This window comes from Acetobacter sp. (genome assembly GCF_022483985.1).
Classification (GTDB): domain Bacteria; phylum Pseudomonadota; class Alphaproteobacteria; order Acetobacterales; family Acetobacteraceae; genus Acetobacter.
The window spans coordinates 54514-68104 of the sequence record NZ_JAKVME010000001.1 but is presented as its reverse complement, the minus strand read 5'-3'; the positions used below and the strand labels follow the sequence as shown (position 1 = coordinate 68104).

Genomic DNA, 13591 nt, shown 5'->3' with positions numbered 1-13591 from the left:
ACAACACCCGGACTTATGGTCCAGCGGTGAACGGTGAAAGCTGTTTATCGTCTGGGAAATAGGCAGGGCGTGACTATGCCTCGTGTAAACACGCTACGACCCGCCCGACGCCAGGAGGCGCCGATGAGCAAACTCGTCTGTCGTAGGACGAAAAAAACGAGGCATAGTTATGGCTATCAAATTGTACAAAGCCAAGATTGTTTTGAAATCAGGATCGATCCAAGAAATAACGGTACAGGCTGACGACCCGTTCAAGGCAAAAGAGTTGATTAATATGCAATATGGCAACCCAAAATTTTTCAGTAATCCAACTGAGGTCAGAAGGTGAGTTTGCAGCCTAATTACGACGATCGAACGCTTGAAGAGTTAGAGGAAGAATTAAACCGGGTAAGAAACAGGATAGATGATCTGAATGTCAACGGTAACTACGGATTTAAAGGTCGATTCAGTAACAATAGAATACTAAATTGCCTTGCGTGGTTTTTCTATATGATTGGCTTCATCATGTTCTCGCCAATCATTGTGCCGTTCAAAATTCTTAGGTTTGTTTGTCAACCTATTTTCTTTGTTTATCGTCGTTTGGTAAAATAGAAAGGTGGCCGGGTAAAGCTTTACCCGGCCACCTTTTTCGTGCCGGGTAAATGGAAAACTAACTTTTAAGGTAAACCTACCCAAGTAGCCTGACCATGACTCACGTTTTCAGGCTTATTCTCGACTTTTGAAACAGTCACTAAGTCCCGGGATTTCATACGACGCGGTGGATCTGATACCCGGAAAATAACGTGAACCGTCACAAGCCGCATAGGGCTACAAAAGGTGGCGGCGTATTGGACAAACCTTTTGCCAGCGGCCCGAGCGTCGGATCCAGCAGTGAGGCGAACCAGTACAGAGGGGCTGCAACATGCGGATCGAATAGTCCGGAAAAGCCCTTTTCACCAGCATGCAAGCGGATCAGATCAAAACGGACATGCGTATTCACAAATTCCTCATGGTTTTTTTGACCGGACACATACGGTGTTAACCAGGCCACGGCCTTCTCAAGAGACGCTCCATCGGGTGTCGTCCAGTGATACCAGTCCTCTCCCCTGCGCTGTGCGGCCAAAGCAGCCTGAACAAGAGGTTGCAGATCATAGACGACATAATGCAGTGCATCCCGATCCTCGAAATCTTCGGTCTCTCCGGTCTTTGCAATATTGACCGTCAACTGTTTCTGAAAGAGAGTTCTGGCCGCTTCGAACAACGTGTGATCATCAAGGGCAGTAGCGATCAGTGTGAGCAGTTTTACACGGTGACTTTGCCAGTTATTGATCCAGATTTTGCTCTGATTTTGTTCGTCAATACTCCGAAGGTAACCCTGAGCCCATCTTTCCAGAAATTGAGTGATCCGGGCACGTTCAGTCGACGAAAACGTATCCCGGATGATCGCATAGGTATCGATCAGAGCATCAAAGCCTGTTTCGTCAATCGGGTTATAACTCGGCTGATATGTTTCAACCCAGGCCAAAAGATATTGCTGCGCCATCGCAAGCCACGCGACATCTGCGGTAATGTGCCAGGCCAACGCGGCATCCAGCATGACGGGCAGATCTTTTTTTGCTGCAATACTTTCGTCGTAAATACCCTGATGCGGAAGCGTGCCCTCTGTATGAACGCGCGGCAATGGCGACGGCGGCTGATTTTGCCGCTCCCGAAGCGTCGACGCAATCAGAGGGAGAGAGGAGCGCCCCTGTATAGACAAAACTTCGCACCAGTTCCGTTCTGCTGCGCAGATCGTCTGAGGTGCTAAGAGTCCAAATGCCGAAAAAGTGAGAGGTAAGACACGCCACAAAAAATCAAAGCGGCCATATGCAGCCATTGTTTCCCTCCACTGCCTTCAGATCGCAATTCCTATGTCTGGCCTGTATTTTCGACACCGAAAACCCAGTTCCTGACCATCGTGACTGCAACGGAGAGGATCATCGGTCCGACAAACAAACCTGCCAGCCCCAAAGTAGCCAATCCACCTACCGCTCCTATCAGAATCAGCCAAAAGGAGATGTCTACATACTTACGAATTGCAAATGGCTGTAGGAAGTTATCACAGATCACGGTCAAAAAAGCGAATGGGACAAGAACCAGTGACGGGATAAGTCCATATGAAAAATATGCCCATACTACACAAGGAATCATGATGATAGATGCGCCAACCTGAAGAAGGCAGGTCACAAAAACAATAGAAATAACGACACTGATCCAAGACATTCCCGCAGCGAAAAGGCCGATCGCGACGATTATCGTTTCAATAATCGCCGCTGCGGTAACGCCTAATGCTACGCCACGAATTGTCTGTTCAGCCTGCTCTAACAGACTGACTCCGGTAGATCCTGCTACGCCATAAGAAAGCTTTATGCATAGGGAATGAATAGCTTCCGCTTTGGCGAGGAAGAAGGCCATAATGAGCATTGTGAGAACGAAATGAACAATGAGAAGGCCAGTGCTACCAGCATAGCTCACAACGCTGTGAAAGAGTTGATCCGGAGTTGGCACTGCCTGGGTCAGTAATTCAGGAAGTTTCTGCTCGCGCAGACGATCCCACGATCTCACGGCATGCTGGCCGACATACGGGAGATCTGAGACCCAATGCGGGAGAGAAGGCAATTTTAAGGTCGCCAGTGACGCTGCGAAGTCGGAAAGCGACCCGACATGACGGAGCAGCGTCGAGATCGTCAGAGAGAATGGCAACACAAAAACGAACAACGCAATAAAGGCGGCACATAGAATGGACAGAGCCCGACTGCCGCGTAGCACAGGTTGAATCCGCTTGACCATCGGCCAAAGTGCAATGGCGATTGTCGTCGCCCATATGACAGCCGGAAGAAAAGGGCGCAGAATCCACAATGCAGCAAGAAGAATGACCGCTGCGGCTCCTACGGAGAGTAATGGCCGCGTATTACGTGCCGACCCGGATGACTGCGGTTCTGGCTGGATATTTTCCTGTGAATGGACAGTATGCTCGGTCATGGATCAGGGTATCCCCCCAGACAAGATGAGTGCGAATAATAATCGTTCAGGGAAATGGGCACGGGGATGTCAGATGCAGCATCCTTCAGCAGGGCACGCCCGCGTCGAGAGAACATGGCGAGACCAAATCCCGGATTTGAGAACGATCCCCGCGCCATAAGAGGAATTTCCAAGGCGAAAGGCGCCTTTGCTCCATGGCTGGTAAAGACGAGTTCGAACCACTTACGCCCGAGATCAAAGTTGGCTTCTCCGTAGAAAGAACCAACGGATGTCCTTATCCGCAAGGGACGTAGCGCGCCGCGTCCATGATCCATACTGACGAAAGCCAGCAGACACGAAACAGGCTCCGAGCCCGTTTGCCTGCCAAACAGTAGCGCAAGATTTTCCTGTGCTATTCCAAGAACCTGGCGAGACAGGGTCCCCGAGGTAATCCCCGCGCCAGCAATGATCCTTGCTTCTGTGACAGCCTGATTCAATGTTTTTACCGGCCCCGAGACTGCGGAGCCCTGAAAAGCGGCCATCCCGGAGAGAGGCAATGGCGGCAATCCGGCCTGTCGCCGAAAGCGGTCGATATCCGCGTTGGCAACCACAACAGAAACCTGCGCCAGCGTCCCATCCCCTTTGACGCGAAGATTACCGGACATCTGGAGTGTTGCGCCCAGCCACGCCATGCGGAGGCGCTGGATACTGATTTCCCCCGGTATCCGCTTGAGAGACAGGGCGGTGTTATCAAACGCGAACCTGTTATAGAGGATGTGCCCAGCCGAAAATGACAGATCCAGCAATGGATCTGGATGAACGTCCACGAAAAGCGGGATGTCTGTTGTTTCGTGTTTGGTTGACCGGACCTGATCACCGTCCGATGCTTTTCCAGGCGGTGCACCTGCCAGCAGCGCGTTCATATCGAGGGTGGAGAAATTCAATGCTCCCGAAATGGCGTCAGGTTGATGGAATGCCCCTTCACGAAAGACCAGATCGGTGGGACGAAGATCGCTTCCCCGAATGTTTCCCCCTGTTTGGGTCAGAGACCATACATCTCCCAGATGAATAAAATGACCCCTGAGTCTCAGAGGAACTTTCAGTGATCCCGGCGCGATCCCGGCGATCCTCATAAGGGGCCAACTGCTTCGCGTGATCAGATCAAGTGTGCCGTCAATACCGTCGAAATTCAGCAGGTCCGTCGCGGTACCGACCAGATGCATGGTCAGGTCGCCAGATGTAGCGGTGAACGCCATTCCAAAAGGTTGCCCGGCATGGCGAAAGGCGCTGAAAGAATGAAGCGCAATTTTGAGAGTAAGTGGCACAGAATTGTAGGCACCCACGACATTCATTCTGATCGGGGTTTCGTCGCTTGTCGAAGACAGGACAACATCGTTCAGACTGCTGACATAACTTTTTCCGTTTGAAGAGCGATAGATGATTTTACTGTCTGTTATGTGAACCGAACGCAGTCCAGGAAACCAGTTCAGGTCAGGAGCTTCCGCAGCCTGCCTGACGGGCCTGATCTCTTCGGGATCCGGAGAGAAATGCCAGTTCCGTTCGCGTTTCGCGGTTCGCTCAAACAGCCCCGAAAAGCCGTCAATCCAGACGTTGCGCAGTTCGACCGGGCTGGCAAGAAGGGACATCAGACGTATTTCCAGATGCGCGTGCCTGAGCCGGAAGATGTCAGGCCGTGACCCATCAGGAATGTTTGCGATATGCACATCATCCAGATCGACCGTGACCCATGGGCCGATCCTGACATGCAGTGAGCCGACTGTGCTCCTGCGTCCGCTGGTCTGGGTTAACGCAGGCGCAGCCAGAGATGTCAGGTTGAGATCCGTAGAGCGAATGTCGATCCCATCGGCTGTCCGTCTCAACGTAACGCCAACCTTCTCAAGACCGATCGTCTTGTAGCGCAGATGGCCTGCAGAAAATGACATATCGAGCCACAGATTGGGGCAAAAGGTCGCAAGAGATGCCACGATCGTCTTTCTATTTTTCTTGACCATCCCTGACGATTTCTCTGATGTCTTGTCGAACGCCCCACCCGCCAGCAAGGCATCTATGTCGAGCATAGAGAAATTCAGTTGCCCGGACAGCATATCGGGCTTTCCCTCCGCGCCTTCTCTAAAGCTCAGAGACGTCGGCGCCAACGCGCTTCCGCGGATTCTACCTGTGGCGTCTGAAAGCGACCATAGATTGCCCTTGTGAATGAAATGCCCTTTGAGCACGAGGGCGGTTTCCAGTGACGCCGACGTGATGCCCGCAATCGTCAGAAGTGATTTGCTGGTTTGTGTGGCAAGATCAAACGTGCCATCGACCCCATCGAAATTCCGCAGATCCTTCACCGTGGTGTCGAGATGCAGGACAAGATCTCCGGATGTGACTGTCGCGTGCAAATCAAACGACTCTCTGGACTTGCGAAATTCCGCAAAAGACCAAAAACCGCTTTTTACAACGAACGGAACCGTATTGAATGCCCCATCGAGCACCAGCCGAACAGGCGCGTCATCGCTGGAAGACGCAAGAAGCATGTCATTTAGAACACTATCGTAACTTTTCCCGCCCGATGTCCTGAAAATGAACGTGCTGTTGGTAACATGAACCGATCGGAGACCTGGAAACCAGCGCCAGTCGGCAGAATCCGCGGCGGCTTTCACGGAATGAAGTTCCTCCCGCCGGGACACGAAGCGCCAGTTCTGCTGACCCGAGGCAGTCTGCTCGCAAAAAATAGCAAGACCGTTAATGACGACATTGCGGAGTTCAGCAGGCCCTCGAAAGAGTGATATCAAGCGAATTTCAAGATGTGCGTGCTGGAGCGTAACCATGTCTGGCCGGGAACCATCCGGAATATTCGCGATATGGACATCGTCCAGATCAACCACCAACCATCGATTCAACGTAACATGCAGTGAGCCGACCGAGACCTTACGTCCTGCGGTCGCGCTCAGTCTCTGTTCTGCGAGGGGCGCCAGATTGCAACGCGGCAATTCCCACAATCCCGCCCACAGGATCAGCCCCGATATCAGGAACGCAAATCCGCTGACAACGCCCAGTCTGGAAATCCGGAACAGCCTTTTCTCCACAATGTCAGGCGATCGAAGAATCACAGTGCCCCTGAGGACGAATCTTCCTCATGCGGTCTTCTGGACGCGGTCAGAATGATTTCAACGATCTGTCGCAGATCATCCCGCGTCATCCCGAACGGCGGTCGCGCCCCTGTCGAAGACAGCAGAGTGTCCGCGATAAAGACCCCTGTGAGAGCCCCAACTGCCCGGCTCCGCACCCCCCGAACGCGTTTAACGTCAGGCTTCTCTTTGGAAAAAAGGGCGCCTATCAGATGGTCTACGCGCTCCTCAAGGAACTTTCCCAAACTGCCCGACAGCCACTTTATAATGTCGTCACGGCTGCCAAACTGAATTGCCGCACACAGAAACACCCCAAAGCCTTCACTGCTCGACAAGACAGAACAGACATTGAGAAGTTCCTCCAGCAGCACCTCCAGAGCGTCGTCCTGCTTTCTTGCAGTTGTGGCTGGAACGTGGCGCTCAAGAGCATCCTGAAGCATTGCATCGACAAGCTCCTCCTTACTTGAAAAGACGGTATAGAGCGTCTTCTTCGAAAGGCGGCATCTCGTCGCGATCGCACTCATCGAGCACTGTCCAAGATCGCCTTCTTCAAGGATCTCGCTCACGACCTGCAGGATACGTTCCCGTCGCAGTCTTGTGGATCCGGCCCGTCGCGGAAAAGGAAGGCGTGGAGGAGGACTCCTCTTCCCGACCTGCTTCGGCGCATGATTTATATGCATCATTTCCTGATCCATTTCGGGGCAGCCGAAGATGCTTGCCCTACTCCTCGCCATCAACCTGCTCTCGCCGACTGGCTCCATCCACCGCCAAGAGCGCGGTAGAGTGTGACCATATTCTGGTAACGAGCCATCTCCACCTCGATCAGCGAGCGCTGTGCCTGATACAGGCTGCGTTGCTGCACCAAAGCAGTCAGGTAGGAGATGCTTCCCGTATTGAAACGCATCATCGACAGATCGTAAGCCCGGTGCGACGACGCAACGAGGCCGGTCATCCGGCGTCCCTGCGCAAGATAGGTCTCCCGCGCGCTCAACGCATCGGAGACTTCCTTGAACGCCGTCTGAACCGTCTTCTCATAGGTCGCGATTTCCTTAAGCTTTCGCGCCTTGGAAATGCTCAGATTTCCTTCATTCTGCCCCCATGTGAAGATCGGTAGGGAAATCGACGGCGACAAAGCCCACGTCTCCGCACCCGGAGTGAAGAGACGCCGGAACTCCAGACTGCTGATTCCTTCGTTCGCGGTTAACGTCACACGCGGAAAGAATGCCGCACGCGCCGCGCCGATATTGGCGTTCGCTCCAATCAGCGTGTGTTCGGCCGACTGGATATCGGGGCGATTTGCAATCAGATCCGATGGCAGACCCGCGGGAAGATCTGTCAGAATGGTCTGTTGCCCGAACGACGCAGCGGGAGGAAGATCATTCGGAAGAGGCGCTCCGACGAGGAGCTGGAGTTCGTGTTCGTCCTGCGCGATCTGGCGCCTCGCCTGCTCCCTGTCCGAACCTGCCTGTTCGACCTGTGTATTGATTTGACTGACTGTCAGGAGATCACTCTCACCATGGTCATATTGCATCCGGGTTAAACGGAGCGTTTCGCTCTGCGAGGTCAGGGTGTCCGACGCCAGCTGGAGAAGTTCGCGGTCCGCCAGCCACTGGATATAGGTGGTGGCAATCTGCGATATCGTGCTGATCAGCACTGAACGGGCATTGTACTCGGACGCCAGTGCGGCCTCGGCTTCCTGCTTCGACAGATTGCGGATGCGCCCGAACAGGTCGATTTCATAAGACGAGAACCCGATCCCGAGGGAATAGTAGCGCAGTGTGGAGACACCCTCCCCCTGCCCCGGCGCGAAGCTGAACCCGCCAGTGGAAGACGGCGCGACATACATCCCGCTGCCCGTGGTGGAGATCGACGGGAACAGCGAAGCGTGCTGGACCTGATATTGTCCCTGCGCTTCGATGATCGCAGCCGCCTGACTACGCAGATCCCGGTTGTTCTTCAGGGCCAGTTCGATCAGCGCCTTCAGACGACGGTCTACAAAGAAATTCTGCCACCCCAGCGTCGCCGCCGCGCTCGCGGCTGTTGGCGATGCCAGACCCGCATCCTGGGGCCATGAATTCTGCATGGACTGAGCGGGCCTTTTATAGGCCGGCGCCAGATTGCAGCCACTCAGCAGGCCGTTGAGCATCAGGCCCGCGCAAATTGCCCGCTTTCGCGCATTTCGGCTCATTATGGACCTCATGCTTCTGCCTCCCCGACAGGAACACAACGTTTCTCATACGGATCCACGCGGTCACGCACACGCGTTACCCTGAACAGACGCAGAACAGCCACGAAAAATACCGGAACATAGTAGACCGCAAGAACAGTCGCAGTCAGCATCCCGCCCACGACGCAGGTGCCAATCGCCACGCGCGCGGCCGATCCGGCTCCGGAGGCGATCGCCAGCGGAAATGTACCCGCCACAAAAGCGATCGATGTCATGAGGATCGGGCGCAGACGCTCCTGTCCAGCCTTCACCACCGCGTCCTCAAGGCTGTCACCGGCTTCGAAAAAGGCCTTGGCGAACTCCACGATCAGAATGGCATTTTTCACCGAAAGACCGACCGTCGTCAGAAGACCGACCTGAAAATACACGTCGTCAGCCAACCCACGGAAATACGTCGCCACGACCGCCCCGAGAACACCAAGCGGCAGGACAAGGATGACTGCAAACGGGATCGCCCAGCTTTCATAAAGGGCGGCGAGGCAAAGGATGATCACAACAAATGCAAGCGCGTAAAGTGGCCCTGTCGAGTTGCCGGATGCAACCTGTTCGAAAGACAGCCCGGTCCATGCAAATCCAATCCCCGGTGGCAATCTGGCAAGGATCTTGCCCATTTCGGTCATGGCCTGACCGGAGCTGGCGGAGCCCGCCGGTTGTCCGAGAATTTCGTAGGCATTAAGCCCGTTATAGTTTTCAACTTTCTGCGCACCGACCACCCAGTGACCGGTAACGAAAGTATTCAGTGGAACCAGACTGCCCGACGAATTCCTCAGATACCATTTCTTCAGATCATCAACATGCATGCGCGATGCGATGTCACCCTGAATATAGACCTGCTTTACGCGATCATCGCGCAGGAACTGGTTGACATAGATCGACCCCAGAGCGCCCTGCAGCGTCGTGTTGATATCCGTGTTCGTAATGCCCTGAGCATTCGCCTTCGAACGATTGATATCAAGGTGATATTGTGAGGCAGCCTCCATTCCGTTGGGTCGCACGGCGGCGAGTGACGGGTTGGAGGCCGCCATGCCAAGCACCATGTTGCGCGCATTCAGCAGGGTTTGTGCGCCGACATGACCCCGGTCCTCAAGTTCGAGATCGAAGCCCGATGCATTCCCAAGCTCCATGACGGCAGGCGGATTGAACGCAATGATCCGGGCCGCCGGATCGCCCGCGAAATGCATCAGGAGCGCATTTGCAATGGCGCCTGACTTCTGCCGTGCGGCGGTACGGACGTCCCAGTCCTTCAGTTTGATGAAGAACGCGCCGGAACTCTGTCCCTGACCGGCAAAGTTGAAGCCGCTGACCGCCATAACGGACTCAACCTCGCCGGAATAAGTCTTCAGCAGGTAATCCGTGATCCTTTTATTGACAGCCGCTGTTTGCTCGCCCGTCGCACCGGGGGGCATGTCCACCTGACCAAATATGATTCCCTGATCTTCGTCCGGCAGAAACCCGCCCGGAACATGCATGAAACAGATTACAACCGCAGCCGTGACGAGCCCGAAAAGACCCCATGCCGCTACGGGCAACGCCAGAAGTCGCTTGACGCCCCCAAGATAGCCATTCGTCAATCGCTCGAAATTACGATTGAACCATCCGGCGGCACCTGTATCCTTCGCGTGTTCGGTCGGTTTGAGCATAGTTGCGCAGAGCGCCGGGGTCATGATCATCGCAACCGCGACCGACAGCCACATCGCCGCGACGATGGTAATCGAGAACTGTCGATAGATTACGCCGGTAGAGCCGCCAATGGCCGCCATGGGCAGGAAAACGGCGCTGAGCACGAGAACGATGCCAACCAGTGCGCCGGAAATCTCATCCATGGACTTGCGGGCAGCCTCACGAGGAGAGAGATGCTCCTGCGTCATGACGCGCTCGACATTCTCGACTACGACGATGGCATCATCCACGAGAAGCCCGACCGCCAGAACCATGGCCAGCATGGTCAGCGTATTGATGGAATATCCGAGAGCCGAAAGAATACCGAACGTTCCCATGAGCACGATCGGCACGGCAATCGTTGGGATCAACGTCGCGCGAAAGTTCTGGAGAAACACCAGCATGACAACGAAAACCAGCGCGATAGCTTCAAGAAGGGTCTTGATGACATCCCCGATCGACGCGGTGATGAACGGCTTGGTGTCAAGCGGATAGACGACCTTCAGGCCATGCGGGAAGAACTTCTCAAGATCGTCAATCTGGGCTCTGACGGCAGCCTCTGTGCTCAACTGGTTGGCGCCAGGGGCAAGTTTCAAAGCCAAGCCGGCGGCAGGCTGATTGTTATAATAGCTGCTCTGGTTATAACTCTGCGCGCCAAGCTCAACCCGCGCGACGTCCCCGATCGTAACCTGTGACCCATCCTGCTGAACCTTCAGGAGAATGGACCGAAACTGGGATGGGTCGGTAAAGCGCGTGGGCCCGATGATCGTGGCATCGAAAGGAACACCGGGACGAGCAGGAAGGCCGCCCAGTTCGCCAGACGAAACCTGAATGTTCTGAGCGGTGATGGCGTTCTGCACATCCCCGACAGTCACAGCATATTTGAACAGCTTGGCCGGATCCATCCAGATCCGCATGGCGTATTCCGACCCGAGCAGCGTGTGATCCCCTACTCCCGTCACGCGCGACAGGGAATCAACCATGTTGGAGGCCATGTAGTCGGTGATGTCCTGTCCGGACATACTTCCGTCCGTCGAGATCAGACCGACGATCATCATGAAATTCTTGACCGACTTCACGACGCTCATGCCCTGCGCGGTCACCTCGCTCGGCAGCTTGGCTTCGGCAAGCTGGAGCTTGTTCTGCACCTGAACCTGCGCGATATCCGGGTTCGTACCCTGCTTGAATGTCAGGTCGATCTCCATATAGCCACTGGCGTAAGACGACGATGACAGATATTCGAGCCCGTCCAATCCATACATCTGCTGAAGAATTGGTCTGACAACTGTATTGTTGACGGTTTCAGCAGATGCTCCAGGATACGTTACCGTAATCGCAATCTGAGGCGGAGCAATCGAAGGATACTGGGCGACAGGCATCGTCGCGATGCAGACCCCGCCGACCAGCGTGATGATCAGCCCGATCACCCATGCGAAGACGGGTCTATCAATAAAAAATCTCGACATTTTCTTTATTTCTCCGGCTCGGAGATAGCGGAATGCGACGCTTCGACCGGCTTTACCGCACTACCCGGCTGCATTTTCTGGAATCCACTGGTAGCGACGCGCTCGCCTGCCCTCAGACCGCTGGAGACGACCCAGTCATCACCAGAAGCCTGACCGACCACGATCGAGCGCTGCTCGACCTTGTCATGTGCATCGACGACGTAGACAAAAGGTTCGCCCTTCGTATCACGCTGCAATGCGCCCTGCGGTATTGTGATGGCATTGGGGGTAGTACCCTCGTCTATGCTGGCATGAACATACATTCCCGGCATCAGCAGACGGTCAGGATTGGAAACCTCCGCGCGGAGGACGAGCGTTCCCGTGGCAGGATCAACCGTGACCTCGGCGAGCCTGAGCTTGCCGGAATATTCGTAAGCCGTTCCGTCACCAAGTTGCAGCGTCACAGTCGGATCACCGTCTCCGTCACGCCGAAGCTGACCGGAGGCGAGTTCGCGACGCAGACGCAGCATATCGTCGTCCGCGAGATTGACATCGACATAGACCGGATCAAGTCGTGTCACGAGCGCGATCGGTGTGGCCTGCCCCGCCGTAACAAGCGTGCCGGGGGTGACAAGCATCCGCCCGATACGGCCATCAATCGGAGAGCGCACCGCCGTCCAGTCCAGATCAACTTTCGCGCTGTCGAGCGCCGCCTTCGCAGCAACGACATCGGATTCCGCCTCCTGAGCCTGAGAGAGCGTATTGTCATAATCCTGACGACTGACGGCATTCGCGGCGGCCAAAGGACGATAACGACGCAACTGGGCGGCTATACTGGTCTGCGCCGCCTGCGCGTGGAGCAGTTGCGCGCGCGCCCTGTCATACGTCGCCTGAAATGGCGCAGGATTGATCTGATACAGGAGTTGCCCTGCCTTGACGTCCGAACCCTGCTCGAATTTCCGGGACAGAATGACCCCTCCGACCTGAGGACGGATCTGCGCCTGTTCAAAAGCCTCGGTTCGACCCGGAAGATCCATGCCGCGATGGACTGCGTGAGGACGAATGGTCACGACGGAAACTTCCTGGGCAGGAGGCGCCTCCGAAACCTCCCGTTTCTTGCATCCAGCAAGGAGGAAAGACAGCACCACGATGGCCAGGACGCTCAAGGGAAGAAGGACGCCTCCGGGATGAAGGTCCCGCCTGTCCTCCTCCGCTTCATCATACTTTTCCCGTCTTCTTACGTAGGGAATGCATGTCGCGAGGCGAGGAGCCTTCGCGTCGATATGATCCGACTGATGACGAACATGTTCGATGCTCCTCATTCTTCGACGACTCCTCTGCCGCAATTGCCCCATCAGTTCTGAAGTGAGAAATCGCTGACACTGCTGCCCCACCGTGTCTGGCGGGATATATGAACGGAATCGTTTAGTTATATGGAGACAAAAGCGCCGTCAACATTAATGTACGATATCGTTCATATATGCAGCTAGGAGCTTTTCTGTTAGGGTGTCTCGCCAGCGATCCAGGGGAGAAACAGCAGCTAGATGCGCAAGAAGACACAGGCACGCAGGGAAAGCTTCATCAAGGCCGCCGGGGAATTGTTCATCGCTCACGGGTTCAATGCCGTCACAATGGAGAGCATTGCCGGAGCTGCAAAAGCCTCGAAGGTCACTCTGTATAATTACTTTCCCAGCAAGGAACTGTTATTCGAAGCCTTCGTCATCGAAGCTGGAAAAGGCGTTCCGGAAGCGATGGAACTGGCAAAAGAAGAGACGGATCTTCGTCGTTGCCTGTCCAAAGTGGGCCACGTTTTCATCGAGATCACGGGCCGACCCGAAATAGTCAGAGTCAATCGCCTGATCATTAGCGAAGCCGAACGCGCGCCCCAACTCAGCAGAATTTTTTACGAAAACGGTCCCAGGCGCGCCCAAGAAGCAGTGAGAGACATTTTAGTCGACCTCATGGAACGGAAGCTATTGCGGACAAGCGATCCTCTTCGGGCCGCCGATATTTTCGTGGCGCTGTGCAATGCCGGAATCATGGAAAAGCAACTCTGGTGCATAGAGCCTCCGCCGGCGCTTTCGGAACGTCAGACTGCGGTCGAAGAGGCCGTGAATATTTTCATCTCGGTGTATGGAAAAAAATGAGCC

At 54.8% G+C, this 13591-nt stretch carries 8 protein-coding genes; 1 reads left to right on the top strand and 7 read right to left on the bottom strand.

All coding sequences use genetic code 11. The features are described from left to right. Positions 1-790 precede the first annotated feature (790 nt). Genes LKE90_RS00320 through LKE90_RS00290 form a run of 7 tightly spaced genes read right to left on the bottom strand, consistent with a single transcriptional unit; the run spans position 791 to position 12763 of the window. On the bottom strand, positions 791-1855 hold the full coding sequence (locus tag LKE90_RS00320) for an alginate lyase family protein (RefSeq protein ID WP_291493817.1): 1065 nt from the start codon (positions 1853-1855) through the stop codon (positions 791-793). Positions 1856-1887: 32 nt separating this feature from the next. Further along, complete coding sequence (locus tag LKE90_RS00315) at positions 1888-3000, bottom strand: AI-2E family transporter (RefSeq protein WP_291493815.1); 1113 nt, start codon at positions 2998-3000, stop codon at positions 1888-1890. Continuing rightward, a complete protein-coding gene (locus LKE90_RS00310; RefSeq protein WP_291493813.1) occupies positions 2997-6092 on the bottom strand; it encodes an AsmA family protein in 3096 nt (1031 codons plus the stop codon). Before LKE90_RS00310 ends, LKE90_RS00315 begins: the two co-directional genes overlap by 4 nt. Further along, positions 6089-6793 carry a TetR/AcrR family transcriptional regulator gene (locus LKE90_RS00305; RefSeq protein ID WP_291501383.1) on the bottom strand — a complete coding sequence of 235 codons (705 nt, stop codon included), beginning with the start codon at positions 6791-6793 and terminating at the stop codon, positions 6089-6091. The genes LKE90_RS00310 and LKE90_RS00305 overlap by 4 nt, the downstream gene beginning before the upstream one ends. Before the next feature lie 50 nt (positions 6794-6843). After that, positions 6844-8298, bottom strand: coding sequence for an efflux transporter outer membrane subunit (locus LKE90_RS00300; protein ID WP_291493809.1), 1455 nt, complete (start codon positions 8296-8298; stop codon positions 6844-6846). A gap of 8 nt (positions 8299-8306) precedes the next feature. Further along, positions 8307-11462 carry an efflux RND transporter permease subunit gene (locus tag LKE90_RS00295; RefSeq protein WP_291493807.1) on the bottom strand — a complete coding sequence of 1052 codons (3156 nt, stop codon included), beginning with the start codon at positions 11460-11462 and terminating at the stop codon, positions 8307-8309. Positions 11463-11467: 5 nt separating this feature from the next. After that, positions 11468-12763 carry an efflux RND transporter periplasmic adaptor subunit gene (locus LKE90_RS00290; RefSeq protein WP_291493805.1) on the bottom strand — a complete coding sequence of 432 codons (1296 nt, stop codon included), beginning with the start codon at positions 12761-12763 and terminating at the stop codon, positions 11468-11470. Positions 12764-12985: 222 nt separating this feature from the next. Between LKE90_RS00290 and LKE90_RS00285 the strand changes: the two genes are divergently transcribed. Then, a complete protein-coding gene (locus LKE90_RS00285) occupies positions 12986-13588 on the top strand; it encodes a TetR/AcrR family transcriptional regulator (protein WP_291493804.1) in 603 nt (200 codons plus the stop codon). Positions 13589-13591: the final 3 nt, after the last annotated feature.

Excerpts from the sequence above, each read along its gene's own strand:
- LKE90_RS00290 (WP_291493805.1), bottom strand. The coding sequence starts at position 12,763 with ATGAGGAGCATCGAACATGTTCGTCATCAGTCGGATCATATCGACGCG.
- LKE90_RS00295 (WP_291493807.1), bottom strand. The coding sequence starts at position 11,462 with ATGTCGAGATTTTTTATTGATAGACCCGTCTTCGCATGGGTGATCGGG.
- LKE90_RS00315 (WP_291493815.1), bottom strand. The coding sequence starts at position 3,000 with ATGACCGAGCATACTGTCCATTCACAGGAAAATATCCAGCCAGAACCG.
- LKE90_RS00285 (WP_291493804.1), top strand. The coding sequence starts at position 12,986 with ATGCGCAAGAAGACACAGGCACGCAGGGAAAGCTTCATCAAGGCCGCC.
- LKE90_RS00320 (WP_291493817.1), bottom strand. The coding sequence starts at position 1,855 with ATGGCTGCATATGGCCGCTTTGATTTTTTGTGGCGTGTCTTACCTCTC.
- LKE90_RS00300 (WP_291493809.1), bottom strand. The coding sequence starts at position 8,298 with ATGAGCCGAAATGCGCGAAAGCGGGCAATTTGCGCGGGCCTGATGCTC.
- LKE90_RS00305 (WP_291501383.1), bottom strand. The coding sequence starts at position 6,793 with ATGATGCATATAAATCATGCGCCGAAGCAGGTCGGGAAGAGGAGTCCT.